The following is a 20,123-nucleotide window of genomic DNA, read 5'->3' on the forward strand; positions in this document are numbered from 1 at the left end:
CGGCAGGGGGCCGGGGGAGTCGTGCGCATATGCACCTCGCGGGGGCGGCGGTTCGGCCACCGCCCCGGTACGGGCGGCGGCGCTGTGCCAAAAATAGGGGATCGTTGAACGATCCCTCAATGCCTCGGCCTGTCGAACACCCCACATAACAGGGTGTGTTGGAGCATAAGCGGCCGTCCCCGCTCCGAACTCCGGAGCTGCCGCCCCGGTGGCCGCGGCCCCCGGTCCGTTTCGACCGTTGTCGTACCCACCGCCTACGCTGTGCACCGTGACTTCGCCCGCCCCCACGGCTCCCGTTCCGCCGCAGCTCAGCGCGGGGCCGCGCCCCGCGCCCGGGCCGGCCGCCGACGAGGGGCTGGCGCGGCGGCTGCGCGCCCTCGCCTGCACCGCCCCGCTGCACGACCTGGACGCCCGCAAGGCCAATCTGGCCGGGGAGTACTCCGTCTACGGCATGGCCGAGGTGGCGCTCGCCGCGATCGACCTGGTCACCCTCCAGATGGACTTCGACACGGGCGCCGACCAGGACGACGTCATCGCCCGCCTGCTGCCCCGGGTCGCCGCCCAGGCGCCCGCCCGGCCCGCCGAGGAGCACCGCCGGGTCGCCCGCTGGGTCCTGGAGAACCTGATCAACGTCGGCAGCGTGGACCGCGGCTTCCGCGCCGTCTACGGCACCTTCGCCCCCGACGGCAGCTATGTCCGCCGCGACTACGACTTCAAGCTGATCGAGGAGGTCCCCGGCTACGGCGGCGTCCATCTGCGCACCACCGACGAGGCCGTCAACGTCCTGGTCGGCGCCCTCGACACGGACGTCACCAGCGCCCAGATCGCCGCCGAGGTCAAGCTGGAGGTCCTGATCAGCCGGGGCCGCCTCGCCGACGCCCAACTCGCCGCCGAGCAGGCCCGGTACCGCACCGTCCAGTACGCCGAGACCCTGCGCCGCGCCCTGGAGGCCACCAGGCGCAACGTCCGCGCCGTCGACTGGCTCAACGCGGTCCCCGACCTCATCGCCGAAGCGCTCGACCACGTCGCCGACCGGTACCGCCACGAGAACGCCATCCTCACCAACATCCGCCGCGCCCGCGACGAGTCCGAGGACCCGGAGCACAAGCGTCGCGCCGCCGAGCTGGTCGACATCGTCAAGGACTGCATCCGCCGCCACACCCAGCTCCAGTCCCGGCTGCTGGAGGCCGGCCCGCTGTTCCGCGCCGAGCAGGACCGGCAGGCCTTCGCCGCCCCCGCCGCCCGCGCCGGACTCGACCTCTACGGCCAACTGCTGGCGCCGCTGCTGCCGTTGCCGGTGGAGCGGGCGGGCCGGGTCACCGACGCCTGGTTCGCCCGCGGCACCGGACTGCGCACCCCGGCCGCGGTCCGGGTCGGGGATCTGGTGGAGTTGCTGCTCGCCCCGCCGCAGGAGCGGGAGCACCTGGGCGTGCGGATGCCGGAGCCGGATCTCGTCGCCACCCCGGACGACAGCCGCTTCAGCGAGGAGCAGCTCGCCGGGGCGAGGGAGTTGCTGGCCCTGCCGCCCGACGCCCCGCGCCGCCTCTCCGGCCTGCTCGCCGAAGCCCGCCGCCGCGACCCCGAACTGCCGTACCTGGTGGCCCTGTTGGCCGTGCACGCGGCCAGCCCCGCGGTCGGCACCGCCTACCGCCAGGGCGAGCAGCGGCTGCTCTTCGCCGTGGACGACGGCACCGAGCTGGACGATCCGCAGTTCGGCGGCGCGGACCTGGTCGTCGGTACGGCCCTGCTGGACGCGGCGGGTATGGCCGCCGACCGGACGGAGTCCGTATGACCGCCCGGCCCCCCAACGGAACCACACCCAGCGAGGAGCAGCAGTCGTGAGCGATCACCCGGTGGAGAGCGGCCCGTGGGGGGAGCCCGAGGGGCGGCCGCCGGGGGCGGCACCGCTCACCCCGGCCGACGCCGCCGACGCGGCCCGTCTGGTCTCCTTCGGCCTCCAACCCCGGCTCCAGCCCGCCCGCGACCAGGAGTACGGCGAGCTGCTGCGGCGCTACCGAGAGGACCCGCCCTTCGCCCGCGTCGCGGACGCCGTCGCCACCGGCCTCGGCCTGGTCGTGCTGGAGGTGTCGCCGCGCGCCGGGATGGCCGTCACCGCCGCCGAGGACTCCCTCTTCGCGGTCCGCATGGGCGACTACGCGCGCCGCGCCGGCACCGACTCCACCGACCGCTTCCTGCACGGCCTGGCCCATCTCGCGGTCGCCGCACTCGCCTTCCCCCGCCCGGAGGACCTGGCCGACGACGGCTACATCGGGCGCCTCTCCGTCAACGGCGTCGACGCCTTCGTACGGCAGGCCTGCCGGCGTCTTGAGGAGCGGGCCGAGGAGCGCGGCGAGAACACCGACCCGGCCACCGGCGCCCCGGGACTTGAGGCCGCCTGGCGGGTGTGGGCGCGGCGCAGCGCCACCGGCGCCACCAAGGACGCCCGCCGGCTGGCCGGTTCCACCACCGGCATCGTCGCCAAGGCCGTCGCCTTCCTCACCGACTCCGGCTTCCTCCAGCGCACCGGGGACGAGTCCGGCGGCACCTACCGCACCACCGCCCGCTACCAGCTCCAGGTCCGCGACATGGCGGGCAGCGCCGCCCTCGCCGAGCTGCTGGAGCTGGGCATCGTGCCGGTCAGCGACGGCAGCGCCACCCTGCTGCCACCCGAGGACGGCGACGACCTGGAGCCGGTCGCCGGCGCCGGGCTCCCCTTCCACTCCTGACCCCCGCCCCACCTCCCCCACCACGAGAGTCCGCCGCCATGTACGAGCTGTCCCGGGTCCGCCTCTACTCCATCGGACCCGCCGGCGCCCGCTACGCCGACACCGTGCTGGACCTGCGCGGCGTCGGTGAGACGGTGCCCGACCCGGCGCCCGCCCAGGCCGAGTTCTTCGCGGACGAGCCGGTCGGGCCGCCGCGCCGCCCCGCCCCGGCCGGGGTGCTCTTCCTGGAGAACGGCGGCGGCAAGTCCGTCCTGCTGAAGCTGATCTTCTCGGTGATGCTGCCCGGCCACCGCAACACCCTCGGCGGCGCCAGCTCCGGCGTGCTGCGCAAGTTCCTCCTCGCCGACGACTGCGGGCACGTCGCCCTGGAGTGGCAGCACACCCGCACCGGCGAGTGCGTGGTGGCGGGCAAGGTCAGCGAGTGGCGCGGGCGCCAAGTCTCCAGCGACCCGCGGAAGTTCGCCGAGGCCTGGTACTCGTTCCGCCCCGGCCCCGGCCTCAGCCTGGACAACCTGCCCGTCGCCGAGTCCACCGCGGTACGCCCCGCCGCCGAGGGCACGTCCGGCGCCCGAGGCCGCCGCCGCACCATGAAGGGCTTCCGCGACGCGCTCACCGAGTCCGGCAAGGCGTACCCGCATCTCGACGTGGTGTGGGAGGAGACCCACGAACGCTGGACCGAGCACCTCGGCGCCCTCGGCCTGGACCCCGAACTCTTCCGCTACCAGCGGGAGATGAACGCCGACGAGGGCGAGGCGGCCGGGCTCTTCGCGGTGAAGAAGGACTCCGACTTCACCGATCTGCTGCTGCGCGCCGTCACCGACACCCGCGACACCGACGGCCTCGCCGACCTGGTCAGCGGCTTCGGCGGCAAACTCGGACGGCGTGCCGAACTGATCGCGGAACGCGACTTCACCGCCGGTTCGGTGGACCTCCTCGGCCGCATCGTGGACGCCGCCGCGGCCCGCGCCCGCGCCCGGGAGGTGCACGCCGCGGCGGAGCGCCGCACCCGCACCCTGGCCCGCCGCCTCTCCGCCCGCGGCGCCCACGAACGGGGCCGGGCTGCCGACCTCGCCGAGCGGGTCGCCGGCGCCGCCCGCGCCGTCACCGACACCGAGGCCACCCGCTCCCGCAGCGCCCGGATCGCCGCCGAACTCGCCTACCGGCACGCCTCGTTGGCGCTCACCGGCGCCGAGAAGGCCGCCGCCGCGCAGAAGCGGGAGCTGGCCGACGCCCGCACCCTGTACGCCGCCTGGCAGGCCGCCGAGGCGGTACTGCGGCACCGGGCGGCCGCCGACCGCTCGGCCAGGGTCGCCGTCGCCATCCGGGAGGCGGAGCGGGACGCGGCACCCGCACTGGCCGCCCGCGCCCGCGCCGCCACCGACCTGGTGCGCGCCCTGCACACCGCCGCCGCGGACGCCGAACACCTCGCTAACGACGGCGAGGAGCGCTCCGCCGCACTCCAGGACACCGGCGAGGCGGCGCACCGGGACGCCACCGCCGCCGCCACCGAGGCCCAGCGCGCCCGCAGCGAGGCCCAGCATCTGCGCCAGCGCCTCACCGAGGTCGAGCAGGAGACCGCCCAGGCGGTACGCGCCGGCTGGCTCGACGACTCGGCGCCCGACGCGGACCCTGCCCGTGCCGCGCTCGCCGCCAGCGACGCGGAGAAGTCCGCCGTCGCCGCCTGGGACCAGGCCCGCGAGCAGGCGGCGCGTACCGCGGCGGCCGCCCGGGAGGCCGCCGCCGCGGAGACCAGGGCCGAGCTGGCCGCGGCCCGCGCCGCGGACGCCGCGGAGGCCGCCGAGCGCGCCCACCACGACGAGTACCGCACCGCCGCCGCCCTCGCCGAGGAGGACCGCCTCGCCGAACTCCTCGGCCTGCCCGGCCCGTTGACGTCCCCTGCTATTGCCACTGCCCCCGTTCCCGGCCAGCGCGGCGCCGTATCGGCCGGTACGGACACCGCCACCGGAGACGCCGCCGCGCCCCGCCCCCTCACCGCGGAGGAACTCGACCGGGCCGCCGACGAACTGCGCCGCCTGCTGGACGAGGGCGTCACCGCCGCCGAGCGCCAGCTCTTCGAGCTGCGGACCGCCGCCGCCGACGACGCCCGCATCCTCGGCGCCCTCGGCGACGGCGGACTGCTGCCCCCCGGCCCCGATGTGCTCGCCACCGTCGAGTACCTGGGCGAGCACGGCATCCCCGCCCTGCCCGGCTGGCGCTATCTCGCCCAGGCCGTCGACCCGGCCGACCACGCCCGGGTACTCGCCGCCCGCCCCGAACTGGTCGACGGCGTCGTCATCACCGACCCCGGCACCCACGGCCGGGCCCGCGAGATCCTCGCCGAAGCCGCACTGCTGCCCCGCTCCGCCGTCGCCGTCGGCACCGCCGCCGCCCTCCTCGCCCCCGCCCCCGCGGACGGCGCCCCCGCCCCAGGCCAGGTCTTCCTGGTACCGCCCAATCCCGCCATGCACGACGAGCACGCCGCCGACTCCGAACGGCACGCGCTGCGGGCCCGCACCGGGCAGCGCGACGAGGAGATCCGCGCCCTGGCCGGGCGCCTCGCCAAGGACCGGGAGCTGGCCGCCCGCCTCGCCTCCTGGCGCGGTGACCGCCCCGCGGGCCGTCTCGCCGAGCTGGCCGAATCGGCCGCCGCCGCCCGCGCCTTCGCCACCGGGACGGGCGCGGAGCTGGCCGCGGCGCGCACCGCCCGCGCGGAGGCCGACCAGGCCGCCGCCGAGTCGGCCGCCGTCCGCGAGAAACGGCAGGACGCCGCCCAGCGGGCCCGCCGCAACGCCGACGCCCTCGCCGGGCTCGCCTTCCGCCTCCGGGAGCGCGCCGGCTGGCAGGTCCGGCTCCGTGAACTCGCCGACGAGAGCGCCGAGTTCGAGGCCCGCGCGCAGCTCTGCCTGGAGCGGGCCCGCGCCGCCGACGAGGACCGCAGGGCCGCCCAGCGCGCCGCCGACGACGCCCGCCGCACCGCCCGCACCCTGCGCGCCGAACGCGCCGAGATCGCCGGCGCCCCCGACGACCTGCCCGACCCCGCGGCCGCGGACGCTCAGCGAGCCGACGGCCCCGCCCCCGAGGCCCTGCCCGCACTGCGCGAGGCGTACCGTGCCGCCTCCCAGCTGTACGAGAAGGTCGGCGTCGGCGCCGATCTGCGGGCCGAGCAGGCCCGCGCGGAGAGCGACGAGTCCGCCGCCCTCGCCGAACTCGACCGCCTCAGCAACAAGGTCCGCACCCGCGCCGCCCAGCTCCTCGCCGCCCCCGAGGGCGCCGACGGGCCCTCCCGGCAGGCTGCCGCCGCCCGCGCCGAGGAGCATGTCCACCTGCTGGAGGCCCGCGCCTCCACCGCCAGCGAGCAGTTGGGCCGGCTCCGCGGCGAAGCCGAACGCCTCGCCCCGCAGGACGGCGAAGCCCACACCGACCTCCCCGAGGAACTGCACCCCGCCGGCACCGACCACGCCCAGACCCTGCTGCGTACCGCCACCGCCGAACTCGCCGCGCACGCCCAGGACTTGGACCGGGCGCGGGAGACGCACACCGAACTGCTCGCCGCGCACCGGGCCGCCGAGGACGCCACCGGCGGCTTCGAGGAGACCGCCGCCCTGCTGCGCGACCTGCTCCGCGACCACCAGGACACCGAGGAGCAGCACCCCCAGGAGGAGCCCGAGGCGCACCCCGGCACCCTGGACGAGGCGCGGCGGGCCGCGGCCGAGTCACGCCGCTCACTGCGCGGCTGCGCCGCCGATCTGTCGGCCGCCGAGACCGCGGTCCGCGAGGCCTCCGACATCCTGGTGCGGCACGCCAACTCCACCCGCTACGAGCAGGTACGCACCCCGGCCCGCCAGCAGATCCGCGAACTGCCCGCGGCCGCCCTGCCCGAGCACGCCGCGAAGTGGGCGGAGGCCTTCGCCCCGCGACTGCGCGTCCTCACCGACGAGTTGGCCCAACTGGAACGCAACCGCGACAGCATCGTGGACCGGCTCCGCGGCCTGGTCGAATCGGCCCTCGCCACGCTCCGTTCGGCACAGCGGCTGTCCCGGCTGCCGGAGGGCCTCGGCGAGTGGTCCGGGCAGGAGTTCCTCCGTATCCGCTTCGAGGAGCCGGATCAGGCCACCCTGGCCGAACGCCTCGGCGAGGTCATCGACGAGGCCACCCGGGCCGCCGTCCGGAAGAACTCCGACCTGCGCCGGGACGGTATGTCCCTGCTGCTGCGCGGGGTGCAGGCCGCACTCCAGCCGCGCGGGGTGGCCGTGGAGATCCTCAAACCGGACGCGGTGCTGCGCGCGGAGCGGGTACCGGTCGGGCAGATGGGCGATGTGTTCTCCGGCGGGCAGTTGCTCACCGCGGCCATCGCGCTCTACTGCACCATGGCCGCACTGCGCTCCAACGACCGCGGCCACGACAAGTACCGGCACGCCGGCACCCTCTTCCTCGACAATCCCATCGGCCGCGCCAACGCCACGTATCTGCTGGAGCTCCAGCGCGCGGTGGCCGACGCGCTCGGTGTCCAACTCCTGTACACCACCGGCCTCTTCGACACCACGGCGCTGGCCGAATTCCCCCTGGTGATCCGGTTGCGCAACGACGCGGACCTGCGGGCCGGGCTGAAGTACATCAGCGTCGAGGAGCATCTGCGGCCGGGGCTGCCGCAGCAGCGGACCGGCGAGGAGGCCGTGCACGGCGAGATCACCGCCACCCGCATGTACAAACGCCCGCCGTCCGAACCGCACACCGGCTGAGCGACCCGGCCGGGCCGCCGGGTCACGGGTGGCACAGGCTGCGCGGCCCCGCCGGGCCGCAGGTCACGGGTGGGACAGGCGGCCGGAGCGGCCGCGGCGTATCCGGTTCTGCTTGCGTTCGGCGGCGCGGGCCGCCCGCCGGGCCCGGCGCCGCTCCCGGCGCAGGCTGCGGGCCGTGCTGCTGGGCGCGGACACCACACCGTGCCGCTGGTTCCACACCTGGCGGGTGATCCACACATCGAGCACCCCCCAGGTGGCCACCACCGTGCTCGCCACACTGGACAGCACCATCGGGAACGCCAGCCACGACCCGGCCAGCGTGCACAGGAACGCCGTCACCGCCTGGGTCAGCGTCAGCGCGACGATGATCACCGCACGCACCGCGGCGGTACGCACCGGATCCGGCATCCGGCGCCGCGGCACGGGGTCCTCCACCCACAGCCGCTGCTGCTCCGGCACCTGCCGGTCTGCCGTGCCCGTCACATTCGTCTCCCCACCGTCCAGCGGACCGCCGCCCCGCTCCCCGTTCCGCCGCCCCTCCGTGCGCCGCCGGTCGTACACCGCCGGGCCGGAAGCTTTCGGTCCGGCACTTTGGTGTCTGCCCGGTTCGGCCCGCTTCACGCCCGCCGCGCTTGCCCGTACGCGCGTGCTCGCGCGCACCCGTGCGTGCCCACGCTCCACTGGTAACGACGAGCGGGGCGCCGCGAAGATTCCCCGCAGAGCGACGAGTTCCGGCCAACCGGGCCGGTCTCCTTCGGCTGGGACCGAGGCGGGTCGGCCCGCGGTCGGGAGGCAATCTCCCGCAATGCCCGGACAACTGCGGATGAGCGCCCGGCGTTCTCGTGCACAAGCATCAGGACAGGCCTTCGAGTTGGTCCCCCGTCAGTAGTAGGCTCGCGCCGTTTGCTGACCGCATCTGCACACATCAACCACGCACAGACGCCCACCCCCGGCCGCAGGGGGTCGAGCTGGGGGAGGCCATGCGCTTTCGCGGGAAGACGATCCGTCGGAAGATCGTGGTGCTGCTCCTCGTGCCGCTGCTCGCCCTCACCGCCATCTGGGCCTTCACCACCGTGGTCACCGGCCGCGAGGCCAGAGAGCTGCTCAACGTCCGGCAGACCGCCGAGAAGGTGGGCCTTCCCGCCCAGGGCACCGCTCGCGCCCTGCAGGAAGAACGCCGCCGCACCCTGATCTACCTGGCCGACCCGCGGGCCTCCAACGCCCTGGCCGCGCTGCGCCGCAGCCGCCAGAAAACCGACGGAGTCCTCGGCGTGCTGTACGCCAACGCCCAGGACGCCGGCATCCGCGGCAAGCTCGACGGGGACGCGCGCCGCAGCCTGGACGCCCTGGTCGAAGGCCTCGACGGGGTGGGCTCGCTGCGCCGCAGCGTCGAGGAGGGCACCATCAACCGGATGGACGCCCTCGGCCTCTACAACAGGCTGGTCGACCCCTGCTACACCCTGCTGTCCCGGCTCACCGGCATCGACGACGTGGAGCTCACCGAGCAGGGCCGGGCCCTGGTCACCGTCGCGCAGGCCCGTGAATTCCTCTCCCGTGAGGACGCGTTGATCGCCTCCTCGCTGGTGGCGAAGCGGTTCACCGGCAAGGAGATCCGCACCGTCTCCGACCTGATCGCCCAGCGCAACCTGCTCTACCGCATGGACATGAGCCGACTCCCGCGGGACGAGCAGGACCGCTACGAGCGCTACTGGCAGGGCGCCGACACCGACCCGCTGCGCAAGGCCGAGTACTCCGTCTCCACCTCCCGCCCGGACGCCCCGACCGCCCTGGACGCCAAGGAGTGGAGCAACGCCGCGAACAAGGTCCTGGCCGACCTCGCCCAGCGCGATGACGGGGCCTGGCTCCGCTACCACGACCGGGTGGAACCGGAGGCCACGGCCGTCCTGATCCGGGCCGCGCTGGCCGGAGTGGTGGGCCTGCTGGCGCTGGTGGTGTCCGTGGCGCTGCCGGTCCGCATCGGCCGCGGCCTGGTGCGGGATCTGCGGCGGCTGCGGCTGGAGGCACACGAGGCGTCCGGGGTGCGGCTGCCGGGGGTGATGCGGCGCCTGGCCGCGGGCGAGCAGATCGACCTGGAGACCGAGGCGCCCCGGCTGAGCTACGAACGCTCCGAGATCGGCGAGGTCGGCCAGGCCCTCAACACCCTTCAGCGGGCCGCTGTCGAAGCCGCCGTGAAGCAGGCCGAGTTGCGCCGCGGCGTCTCCGAGGTGTTCGTCAACCTCGCCCGCCGCAGCCAGGTCCTGCTGCACAAGCAGCTCACCCTGCTGGACACCATGGAACGCAGGACCGAGGACACCGACGAGCTCGCCGACCTGTTCCGCCTCGACCACCTCACGACCCGGATGCGCAGGCACGCCGAGGGCCTGGTCATCCTCTCCGGCGCCGCGCCCTCCCGGCAGTGGCGCAAACCGGTGCAGTTGATGGACGTGGTGCGGGCCTCCGTCGCCGAGGTGGAGGACTACGAGCGGATCGAGGTGCGCCGGCTGCCGCGGCTCGCCGTCGCCGGACCCGCCGTCGCGGACCTCACCCATCTCATCGCCGAACTCCTGGAGAACGCCACGGTGTTCTCCCCGCCGCACACCGCGGTCCAGGTCCTCGGTGAGCGGGTCGCCAACGGCTTCACCCTGGAGATCCACGACCGCGGGCTCGGTATGGCGCCCGAGTTGCTGCTCGACGCCAATCTCCGGCTCGCGGAGACCCCCGAGTTCGAACTGTCGGACACCGACCGGCTCGGCCTCTTCGTGGTCAGCCGGCTCGCCCAGCGGCAGCACATCCGCGTCTCCCTCCAGCCCTCCCCGTACGGCGGCACCACGGCCGTGGTCTTCCTGCCGGACACCGTGCTCACCGAGGACCAGGACAGCGACGGTTCGGGGCTGTGCCTCGACGCGGGCGGCGAGGATCTGGTGGACGGCTGTGACGAGGACTTCGAGCCGCCCGCGGAACGCACCATGACCCTGACCCGGATGCCCTCGCCGCCGGCGGACCCGGCGGCGGATGTCCTGGACGGGCCGGTCGAGCTGGAGCCGCCGCTGCCCTCGCCGCGTACCCGCACCGACCGGGACGCGACACGGGGCGAAGACCGGGGCGGCCTCGGTGAGTTGGGCGATCTCGGGGACGAGGACAGCGAGATCGGCAGTATCTTCCGGCACCGCCGTCCCATGGCCCCGGTGCCGTCCGAGCACCAGCAGGCCCCGGACGACCGGGTGAACCAGCGGCCCGCGGCCCGCGGCGACGACGACCGGTACCCGGCGGAGCCCTCGCTGTCCCGCCGCCCCGCGCCCAAGCTGGTCTCCTCGCACGGCCGCCCCGTCACCGGCCCCCGGGAGCCGGACTTCGAGCCGCCGACCCGTCCCGGCGAGCTGCCCAGGCGCCGCCGCAGCGGCCAGTCCACTGCCCACGGCGGACCGGCCGGCCCCTCGGCCACGGGCCCGGCGGGACCGGCAGCGGCGGGCCCCGCCCCGGCCGGCCGCGGCCTGCCGCACCGCGAGAGCCGCTTCGCCGGCCGCGATGACCGTACGACCGGTCCCGACGGGGGCACCACCGGGCACATCACCGGACGCGAGGACCGCTCCGCGCCCGCCGAGGCCCGCAACTCGGGCCAGTGGCAGGGCAGTTCGGCACACGGTGGGCCGGCCCAGGGCGCCGGTGGCCCCGGTGCGGGGGACCGGCCGGTGGCGCCCTCCGTTCCGGCGGTGGACACGCCGACCGCCTCGCTGCCCCGGCGGGTGCGGCAGGCCAGCCTCGCCCCGCAGCTCAGGGACGACCCGAACCGGCACCGCGACCGGTCCGCCACCGCCGGGCAGGCCCCGTCGGACCGGGACGCGGACGAGGTCCGCAACCGGATGGCCTCGCTCCAGCGGGGCTGGCAGCGGGGCCGCGAGGAGAACACCGCCACCGACGACACCGGCGGCGCAGCGCGAACGACATCTGAGGGGGACGCTCGATGACCGCACCCAATGGCGCCGGCCACCTGACCGGAACCGGCGGCAACGGCGAACTGAACTGGCTGCTGGACGAGTTGGTGGGCCGCGTCGCCAGCATCCACAAGGCCGTGGTGCTCTCCGCCGACGGTCTGCCCACCGGGGCCTCCCGGGATCTGACCAGGGAGGACAGCGAGCATCTGGCCGCTGTCGCCTCCGGCTTCCACAGCCTCGCCAAGGGCGTCGGCCGCCACTTCAACGCCGGTGGCGTCCGCCAGACCATCGTGGAACTCGACGGGGCCTTCCTCTTCGTCACCGCCGCGGGCGACGGCAGTTGCCTCGCCGTCCTCGCCGGTCAGGACTCCGACGTCGGCCAGGTCGCCTACGAGATGACCCTGCTGGTGAAGCGGGTCGGCGCGCATCTGACGTCGGCTCCGCGCACCGAGTACCCCACCGGTGGGTAGTGGGATGACATGAACGCTGACGGTCAGCAGACCCCTAGCTGGTACGACGACGAGGCCGGCCCCGTGGTGCGCCCCTACGCGATGACGCGCGGCCGCACCACCAGCCGAGGGCAGCACCGGCTGGACCTGATCGCTGTCGTGGTCACCGAACCGGGCACCGGGGACCTCGCCCGCGAGACCGCGCTCTCCCCGGAGCATGTCGACATCGTCGACCTGTGCCGCGGCACCCCGCAGTCCGTGGCCGAGCTGTCCTCCGGACTCGACCTCCCGATCGGTGTGGTCCGGGTACTCATCGGGGATCTGGTGGACCAGGAGATGGTCCATGTGACACGTCCGGTCCCGCCGGCCGAGCTGCCGGACGAGAGTATTCTGCGCGACGTGATCAACGGCCTCCGGGCGCTGTGAGCGCTTTCGGAGCCGTGGCGCAAGCACCGTCCGGCGGGAGGCAGACGTGACTGGCTGGCAGTTCTGGATCGACCGGGGCGGTACGTTCACCGATGTCGTCGCCCGCCGCCCCGACGGGACCCTCCTCACCCACAAGCTCCTCTCCGAACGGCCCGGCCACCGCACCGACGCGGCCGTCGACGGCATCCGCCACCTCCTCGCCCGGTCCGTCCCCTTACCCCCGGACCACGGCGCCACCGCCCCCGCACCCGTAGATCCCGCACGGATCGACTCCGTCCGGATGGGCACCACCGTCGCCACCAACGCCCTGCTGGAACGCACCGGAGAACGCACCCTTCTCCTCATCACCCGAGGCTTCCGCGACGCCCTGCGCATCGCCTACCAGAACCGCCCGCGGATCTTCGCCCGCGAGATCGTGCTGCCCTCCCTGCTGTATGAGCGCGTGGTGGAGATCGACGAGCGCATCACCGCCGAGGGTGACGTGCTCCGCGCCCCCGACCTGGACGCCCTGGACGGACCGCTGCGCCGCGCCCACGAGGACGGCATCCGCGCGGTGGCCGTGGTCTGCCTGCACAGCCATCTGCACCCCGCCCACGAACAGGCCGTCGGCGCCCTGGCCCGGCGGATCGGCTTCACCCAGGTCTCCCTCTCCAGCGAGGTCAGCCCGCTGATGAAGCTGGTGCCGCGCGGCGACACCGCCGTGGTCGACGCCTACCTCTCGCCCGTGCTGGACCGCTATGTGCGGCGGATCAAGGGTGAACTCCCCGCTGTGCGGCTGATGTTCATGCAGTCCAACGGGGGGCTCGCGCAGGCCGGGCACTTCCGAGGCAAGGACGCGGTGCTCTCCGGACCGGCCGGCGGCATCGTCGGCATGGCGCGGATGTCCCAACGCGCCGGCTTCGACCGGGTCATCGGCTTCGACATGGGCGGCACCTCCACCGACGTCTCGCACTACGCGGGCGCCTATGAACGCGTCCTCACCACGCGGATCGCCGGGGTGCGGCTGCGGGCGCCGATGCTCGACATCCACACGGTGGCCGCGGGCGGCGGCTCGGTGCTCCACTTCGACGGCAGCCGCTACCGGGTGGGCCCCGACTCGGCCGGCGCCGACCCCGGCCCCGCCTGCTACCGCGCCGGAGGCCCGCTCACCGTCACCGACGCCAACCTCGCCCTTGGCCGGATCCAACCCGCCCATTTCCCGCAGGTGTTCGGGCCCGGCGGGGACCAGCCGCTGGACGCGGAGGGCGTCCGGGAACGCTTCGCGCGGCTCGCCGCCGAGATCACCGAGGCCACCGGCGACGACCGCGGTCCGGAGCAGGTCGCCGAGGGCTTCCTGCGGGTCGCGGTGGCCAATATCGCGGCCGCGGTGAAGCGCATCTCGGTGCAGAAGGGCCATGACATCACCCGCTATGCGCTGACCACCTTCGGCGGCGCCGGCGGGCAGCACGCCTGCCGGGTGGCCGAGGCCCTCGGTATCCGCACCGTGCTGGTGCCGCCGCTGGCCGGGGTGCTGTCCGCGCTGGGCATGGGGCTCGCCGACACCACCGCCATGCGCGAGCAGTCCGTGGAACGCCCCCTGGCCGAGGCCTCGATGCCCGCCGTACTCGCCACCGCGGACCGGCTGGAGGCCGCCGCGCGCGGTGAACTCCGCGCCGAGGACGTGCCCGAGGACCGCGTCCGCGTCACCCGCCGCGCCCAACTCCGCTACGACGGCACCGACACCACGCTCACCGTGGACCTCGCCGCCCCCGAGGCGATGCACCAGGCCTTCACCGCACAGCATCGCGCCACCTACTCCTTCGTCCTGGACCGCCCCGTCGTCGTGGAGGCGGTCTCCGTGGAGGCCACCGGGATCTCCCGGCCGCCCGATCTGTCCGCGCTCGCCCCCCGCGCGGCCGGCACCGGGCATGGTGACGGCGCGGCCGAGGAGACGGTGCTTCTGCACACCGGCGGGCGCCGGCGCGAGGTGCCGCTGCACCACCGCGACCGGCTGGCCGCCGGACACACCGTCACCGGGCCCGCGATCATCGCCGAGTCCGGCTCCACCACCGTCGTCGACGAGGGCTGGCAGGCCACCGCCGACCACGAGGGGCAACTGGTCATGGAACGGACCGTGATTACAGAGAGTTCCCAAACGACTACAGAAAGTTCTGAAGAGGTGGGTGGCGCCGAGGTGGACCCGGTGCTGCTGGAGGTCTTCAACAACCTCTTCATGTCCATCGCCGAACAGATGGGCGCCCGGCTGGAGTCCACCGCCCAGTCCGTCAACATCAAGGAGCGCCTGGACTTCTCCTGCGCCCTCTTCGACCCCGACGGCGGGCTCGTCGCCAACGCCCCGCACATCCCCGTCCACCTCGGCTCGATGGGCACCAGCGTCCGGGAGGTCATCCGGCGCCGCCGCGGCGCCCTGCGCCCCGGCGACAGCTTCGCCGTCAACGACCCGTACCACGGCGGCACCCACCTCCCGGACGTCACCGTCGTCACACCCGTCTTCGACGCGGCCGGGGAGGAGGTGCTGTTCCATGTGGCCTCGCGGGGGCACCACGCGGAGATCGGTGGGATCGCGCCTGGTTCGATGCCCGCGGACAGCACCACCATCGAGGAGGAGGGCGTCCTCTTCGACAACTGGCTCCTGGTGGAGGGCGGCCGGTTCCGCGAGGACGAGACCCGCGCCCTGCTGACCTCGGCCCGCCACCCCTCCCGCAACCCCGGCACCAACCTGGCCGATCTGCGCGCCCAGATCGCCGCCAACCAGAAGGGCGTGGACGAGGTCCGCCGGATGATCGCCGGCTTCGGACTGCCCGCCGTACAGGCCTATATGAGGCATGTGCAGGACAACGCGGAGGAGGCGGTGCGCCGGGTGCTCGGGACGCTGCGGGACGGCGCCGCCGAGTACCGCACCGACTCCGGGGCCGTGCTGCGCGTGCGGATCACCGTCGACCGCGAACACCGCACCGCCACCGTCGACTTCACCGGCACCTCCGCCCAACTCCCCACCAACTTCAACGCGCCCCGCTCCGTGGTCGACGCCGCCGTGCTGTACGTCTTCCGCACCCTGGTGGCCGACGACATCCCGCTCAACGACGGCTGTCTGCGCCCGCTGCACATCGTGGTGCCGCCCGGCTGCCTCCTCGACCCCCGGCCCCCGGCCGCCGTCGTCGCGGGCAACGTCGAGACCTCGCAGGCCGTCACCGGCGCCCTCTACCAGGCACTCGGAGCGCAGGCGGAGGGCTCCGGCACCATGAACAACGTCACCTTCGGCAACGACCGGCACCAGTACTACGAGACCGTCGGCTCGGGCTCCGGGGCCGGCGACGGCTTCCATGGCGCGCCCTGTGTGCAGACCCATATGACCAACTCGCGGCTCACCGACCCCGAGGTCCTGGAGTGGCGGCTTCCGGTACTGCTGGAGGAGTTCGCGCTGCGTCCCGGCAGCGGGGGAGCGGGCCGCTGGAAGGGCGGCGACGGCGCGGTCCGCCGCCTCCGCTTCCGCGAGCCGGTGACCCTCTCCGTCCTCTCCCAGCACCGCGCCGTCCCGCCCTACGGCATGGCCGGCGGGAAGCCCGGAGCACTCGGTTCCGGCCGGGTGGAGCGCGCCGACGGCACGGTGCGGCGGCTCGCCGGGAGCGATGGCACGGAGGTGGCCGCGGGCGATGTACTCGTCATCGAGACCCCGGGCGGCGGCGGTTACGGTCCCCCGCCGCCCGATCCACAGCAAGGCAGGAGAGGGAACGCATGATCTTCGGACGGTCGGAGCGGGGCAAGGCGCCGGTGGAGCCCGTCACGCTCAAGATCCTGGTGGCCGGCGGCTTCGGCGTGGGCAAGACCACGCTGGTCGGCGCGGTCAGTGAGATCAGGCCGCTGCGCACCGAGGAGCGCCTGAGCGAGGCCGGGCGCCCCCTGGACGACACCAAGGGGGTCGAGGCCAAGAAGACCACCACGGTCGCCATGGACTTCGGCCGGATCACCCTCCGCGAGGACCTGGTGCTGTACCTCTTCGGCACGCCCGGCCAGGACCGGTTCTGGTTCCTGTGGGACGAGTTGGCGACGGGGGCGCTGGGCGCGGTGGTGCTGGCCGACACCCGCCGGCTGGAGGACTGCTTCGCCGCCGTCGACTACTTCGAGCGGCGCCGCATCCCGTTCGTGGTCGGCGTCAACTGCTTCGACGGCGCGGACCGCCACTCCCCGGACGAGGTCCGCGGCGCGCTCGACCTGGACCAGGGCGTACCGGTGGTCCTGACCGACGCGCGGGACCGCGAGGCGGTGAAGGAGACCCTGATCGAGGTGGTGGAGCACGCCGCCGCCCTGCGCCCCAGGACGGCCCGCCAGCCGGCCGCCCGCTGACCCCGGGACGGGGCCACGGCCCGTACCCCCGCCGACCGGGGTACGAGCCGTGGGCTTGAGGTCCACACCCTCCGGGGCGGTCACGTCCGGTGGCCGGACACCAAGGGAGTCTTCTCCGGCCGCCACAGGTCGTCAAGACCGGGGACGGCAACCGAATGTCCCCCCGGCCCTGCGCCGTACGGGAGTTGACCTCTCGCCGGTTCACCGGCGGGGGGTCACCGAGCGGCGGCTGACGGGGAAGTCGAAGTAGGTGTCGGGGAAGGTCTCCGGCTTCAGGGTGAAGTGCCACCACTCCTCGGGCAGGTTGACGAATCCCTGCCGCTCCAGTGCGCCGCGCAGCAGGTCGCGGTGGGCCCGCTGGGTGCCGGTGATCCGCGGGTCGTCGGTGTGCGACAGGGTGTCGAAGCAGTCGAAACCGGTGCCCATGTCAAGGGAGTTGTCCGGAAAGCGCTGCTCCCGCGGCCCGTAGCAGGCCTGGAGCGGCTCACCCGGCACATAGGGCCGGGTGGGCCTCACCGGCAGCGGCACCACGGTGAGATCCACCGTCGAACCGCGACTGTGCCCGGACTTCTCGGCGATGTAACCGTCCTCGAACAGGCGGGACTTGTCGACCCGCGGATAGAACTCGTCCTTCATCCGCTGGTCCCCGAGGTCCTTCGCCCAGCGGACGAAGTGGTCCACCGCCCGCTGCGGCCGGTAGCAGTCGTACACCTTCAGCGTGTAGCCGCGCGGCAGCAGGGCGCGCTGGGCGCGGTGCAGGGCGTTGGCGGTGTCCCGGGTGAGCAGGCACATGGGGCGGCGGTAGCCGTCGACCGGGTCGCCGATGAAGTCGTGCGGGGTGAAGTAGCGCATCTCCTGGAGGATGCTCGGGTCGACGTCGGACAGGGCCACGAACTCGCGCGGCGCCTTCGGTTCCGGCCGGGCCTCGGCGGGGGCGGCGACGGCGGTGGCGGTGAGCAGCGCGGCCCCGGCCACGGCCAGCCGCCGCAGCAGACCGGGCCGCCCGGACCGGCGGGGCGGATATCCGAGGGCTCCGCGTAGGGAGACAGATGGTGTCATGCCCCCCTCATCTACCAGTCCCGGGGGCCTCGGGGAAGACGGTGTCCGAGTGATCGGCTACAGTCCGCCGCGTGTCAGCTACCCAACTCCCGACGCCCAACTCCGCCTCGTTCACGCACTGTTCGAGCTGCGGAGCGCCCTACCGGGGCGAACTGTCCGGCTGGCCCCGGACCTGTGCCGAGTGCGGCCGCACCGCCTACCGCAACCCCCTGCCGGTGGCCGTAGCCCTCCAGCCCGTCTACGACACCCAGGGCACCGCCCTCGTCGTCATCACCCGCACCAACGAACCGGCCCGCGGCGGCATCGCCCTCCCCGGCGGCTTCGTCGACGACCGCGAGGACTGGCGGCACGCCGTGGTCCGCGAACTCAAGGAGGAGACCGGCATCGACGCGGCACCCCGCGATGTGCGGGTGGCCGACGCCATGAGCGCGGCCGACGGGCATCTCCTCCTCTTCGGCCTGCTGCCCGACCGGCCCGCCGCCGAACTGCCGCCCACGCACTCCACCGACGAGACCGACGGCTGGCACCTGCTGCGCCGCCCCGCCCCACTCGCCTTCCCCCTGCACACCGCGGCCGTGGAGGCGTTCTTCGAGGGCCGCTACATCTGAGGTCCGCTGCCTTCGGGGGTCCCGTCCCGCGGGGCCTGGTCGCCGTGGATCCGGACCGGGCGGGCCGCCGGGACGGGCCCGCCGGTGCCCTCGCGTTCCACCGCGACCAGGCCCCCGGGCCCCCGGCGCGCCGTGTACCGCTCGGCCGCCGCCCGGTCCGCCCCCTGCTGCGGTACGTACACCCCGCTGCCGGTGCGGCCCTCGGGCGGGGCCCACACCTCCAGGCCCACCGAGCCGTCCTCCTCCCGCACCGGCAGCACTGCCCCCGCCCGCACCAGCACCGGAATCCGCTCCGGGGGCGCCGCCAGCCGTACGGTGCGCGGCCCCCGGTACAGCCGCCCGCTCGCCGTGTCGTACCAGCGTCCGCGCGGCAGCCGCACCTCCAACTCCCTTACGCCCGCGGCGAGTACGGGCGCCACCAGCAGGGCGTCACCCAGCAGGAAGGTGTCCTCGTGGGCCCGCAGCCTCCGGTCGGCCGGGGTCTGCCACCACACCGGGCGCACCATGGGCACCCCGCCCCGCCGCGCCGTCCGCGCCAGCGTCGTCCGGTACGGCAGCAGCCGCTGCCGCTCGGCCAGCAGCGGGCGCGCCGCCTCAGCCGCCCGCCCGGTCCATTCGCCGCCGGTCCGCAGCAGCGGCAGATGAATCCCCAACTGGAGTGCTCGCAGCAGGAGTTCACCCTCCAGCCGACCCAGCTCCAGCTCCACCCCGGCATACGGCACCCCGCTCAGACCCAGCCCCAGGACCCGCCCCAACGCCTCCCGCAGGCCCGCCCAGTCCCCGACCGGCGCCACCTCGGACGTCTGCGGCAACGGTGGCCCGTGCTGCGCCAACACCCCACCTGGCAGGCCCTGTTGGCCCGACTGCCCGCCCGCCGCCTCCGAGGACACCAGCCACACCCCAGCCTCCGCCAACTCGACGGCGATCCGGGGGAGTTGTGAGCCATCCGGGGTAAGTCCCGCCAACTCCCCGCCCTCGCCGCCCCGTTCACCCGCCATGTGCACCGCGTCCAGCGGCAGCCGCAGCTCCCGGTGCCGCTCCACCGCCCGGCGCGGGGACTCCTCGCCCCGGTCGTCGTCGTACCGCACATGGTGGTGGCCGAACGCCCAGTCAGGGGGCAGCGGTTGGGCGCCGCGGAGTGCGGTCCAGGTGCGCAGGACGCGGGTCGGGGTGCCCACCGCGACCCAGCAGCGCAGCGGCCCGCCCGCCATCCGCAGCTCGCACCGCCCCGGCCGGTCGTGCCCGGAACCGGCGCCCTCCTCACCGTCCCGGACGCTCAGCGTGCCGTCCCGCGCGGTGTCGTGGAACACGAAGTGGCTCGCGGCGTCGGCCACCACCAGCAGCAGCGGCGCGGTGACGGGAGCCGGGGCGCCGGCCCGGGGACCGGGTCCCGGGAGGCCGAACACCCGGGCGTCCGCGGGGAGTTCGGTGCTCTGGAGCCACCGTCCGCCGCCCCCGCCGACCGGTTCCCACCAGCACGGCGGCAGATCGCGCCGCAGCAGCACCCCGCCCGGCGTACGGATCTCCACCGCGCCGAGCTGCGAGACGGCCACCGTGACCCGCTCCGACACCACCCGCCAGCCGCCGCCGGTGTCGGGCTCCAGCACGGCCCGCGCGTCCGGCCGCGGCGGGGCACCCGACAGCGCCTCCGAGGGCAGCGGCCCGGCCCCGTCCCACCCCCAGAACACGGCGCCGCCCACCGCCACCGTGATGCGCAGTGTGGCGCGGGCGAAGCACAGCACCGGGGCGCTCGCCGAACAGATGACGGGACGCACCCCCGACTACATCCGGGTGACCGCAAGAATGGCCGTCGTGACGATCTCGAAGTAGAGAATCGCCT

The 20,123-nt window shown here is 74.6% G+C and carries 11 protein-coding genes and 1 pseudogene; 9 read left to right on the plus strand and 3 right to left on the minus strand.

What is annotated here, in order from left to right:
- Positions 1 to 268 precede the first annotated feature (268 nt).
- From ACFVST_RS25165 to ACFVST_RS25175, 3 genes are read left to right on the plus strand one after another with little or no spacing between them, the layout of a single operon-like run.
- The gene (locus ACFVST_RS25165; RefSeq protein WP_390155850.1) at positions 269 to 1,792 is read left to right on the plus strand and encodes a hypothetical protein; all 1,524 of its coding nucleotides are present in this window, start codon (positions 269 to 271) and stop codon (positions 1,790 to 1,792) included.
- A 46-nt stretch (positions 1,793 to 1,838) separates the two neighbouring features.
- Positions 1,839 to 2,726 (plus strand): hypothetical protein, encoded by an 888-nt coding sequence (locus ACFVST_RS25170; RefSeq protein ID WP_390155851.1) that lies wholly within the window; start codon positions 1,839 to 1,841, stop codon positions 2,724 to 2,726.
- Positions 2,727 to 2,764: 38 nt separating this feature from the next.
- Positions 2,765 to 7,465 (plus strand): hypothetical protein, encoded by a 4,701-nt coding sequence (locus ACFVST_RS25175; protein WP_390155852.1) that lies wholly within the window; start codon positions 2,765 to 2,767, stop codon positions 7,463 to 7,465.
- 63 nt (positions 7,466 to 7,528) lie between these two features.
- Here the strand turns inward: ACFVST_RS25175 and ACFVST_RS25180 are convergent, their stop codons facing one another.
- Positions 7,529 to 7,948: a hypothetical protein gene (locus ACFVST_RS25180; RefSeq protein WP_390155853.1), complete on the minus strand. Its 420-nt coding sequence runs from the start codon at positions 7,946 to 7,948 to the stop codon at positions 7,529 to 7,531.
- 497 nt (positions 7,949 to 8,445) lie between these two features.
- Here ACFVST_RS25180 and ACFVST_RS25185 point away from each other — a divergent pair, with 497 nt between their 5' ends.
- The 5 genes and pseudogenes from ACFVST_RS25185 (at position 8,446) to ACFVST_RS25205 (ending at position 16,616) form a co-directional block, all read left to right on the plus strand.
- Complete coding sequence (locus ACFVST_RS25185) at positions 8,446 to 11,430, plus strand: nitrate- and nitrite sensing domain-containing protein (protein WP_390155854.1); 2,985 nt, start codon at positions 8,446 to 8,448, stop codon at positions 11,428 to 11,430.
- Positions 11,427 to 11,867, plus strand: coding sequence for a roadblock/LC7 domain-containing protein (locus tag ACFVST_RS25190; RefSeq protein ID WP_390155855.1), 441 nt, complete (start codon positions 11,427 to 11,429; stop codon positions 11,865 to 11,867). Before ACFVST_RS25185 ends, ACFVST_RS25190 begins: the two co-directional genes overlap by 4 nt.
- 9 nt (positions 11,868 to 11,876) lie before the next feature.
- Complete coding sequence (locus ACFVST_RS25195; protein WP_390155856.1) at positions 11,877 to 12,272, plus strand: DUF742 domain-containing protein; 396 nt, start codon at positions 11,877 to 11,879, stop codon at positions 12,270 to 12,272.
- 46 nt (positions 12,273 to 12,318) lie between these two features.
- Positions 12,319 to 16,018, plus strand: a pseudogene (locus ACFVST_RS25200) (hydantoinase B/oxoprolinase family protein); the annotation flags it as partial.
- Positions 16,008 to 16,616: an ATP/GTP-binding protein gene (locus ACFVST_RS25205; protein WP_390155857.1), complete on the plus strand. Its 609-nt coding sequence runs from the start codon at positions 16,008 to 16,010 to the stop codon at positions 16,614 to 16,616. The pseudogene ACFVST_RS25200 and the gene ACFVST_RS25205, both read left to right, overlap by 11 nt.
- 201 nt (positions 16,617 to 16,817) lie before the next feature.
- Here ACFVST_RS25205 and ACFVST_RS25210 read toward each other — a convergent pair whose 3' ends face one another.
- Complete coding sequence (locus ACFVST_RS25210; protein WP_390155858.1) at positions 16,818 to 17,675, minus strand: M15 family metallopeptidase; 858 nt, start codon at positions 17,673 to 17,675, stop codon at positions 16,818 to 16,820.
- A 71-nt stretch (positions 17,676 to 17,746) separates the two neighbouring features.
- On the opposite strand from ACFVST_RS25210, the gene ACFVST_RS25215 reads away from it, so the two are divergent.
- Positions 17,747 to 18,283, plus strand: coding sequence for an NUDIX domain-containing protein (locus tag ACFVST_RS25215; RefSeq protein ID WP_390155859.1), 537 nt, complete (start codon positions 17,747 to 17,749; stop codon positions 18,281 to 18,283).
- Here the strand turns inward: ACFVST_RS25215 and ACFVST_RS25220 are convergent.
- Positions 18,274 to 20,058: a glycosyl hydrolase gene (locus ACFVST_RS25220; protein ID WP_390155860.1), complete on the minus strand. Its 1,785-nt coding sequence runs from the start codon at positions 20,056 to 20,058 to the stop codon at positions 18,274 to 18,276. The genes ACFVST_RS25215 and ACFVST_RS25220 overlap by 10 nt on opposite strands.
- Positions 20,059 to 20,123: the final 65 nt, after the last annotated feature.

The sequence above is a fragment of the Streptomyces sp. NPDC058045 genome, assembly GCF_042885635.1.
Lineage (GTDB): Bacteria > Actinomycetota > Actinomycetes > Streptomycetales > Streptomycetaceae > Streptomyces.

Bases quoted from the DNA above. Each gene is read 5' to 3' on its own strand.
- ACFVST_RS25175 (WP_390155852.1), top strand. From the start codon at position 2,765: ATGTACGAGCTGTCCCGGGTCCGCCTCTACTCCATCGGACCCGCCGGC.
- ACFVST_RS25185 (WP_390155854.1), top strand. From the start codon at position 8,446: ATGCGCTTTCGCGGGAAGACGATCCGTCGGAAGATCGTGGTGCTGCTC.
- ACFVST_RS25190 (WP_390155855.1), top strand. From the start codon at position 11,427: ATGACCGCACCCAATGGCGCCGGCCACCTGACCGGAACCGGCGGCAAC.
- ACFVST_RS25195 (WP_390155856.1), top strand. From the start codon at position 11,877: ATGAACGCTGACGGTCAGCAGACCCCTAGCTGGTACGACGACGAGGCC.
- ACFVST_RS25205 (WP_390155857.1), top strand. From the start codon at position 16,008: ATGATCTTCGGACGGTCGGAGCGGGGCAAGGCGCCGGTGGAGCCCGTC.
- ACFVST_RS25210 (WP_390155858.1), bottom strand. From the start codon at position 17,675: ATGACACCATCTGTCTCCCTACGCGGAGCCCTCGGATATCCGCCCCGC.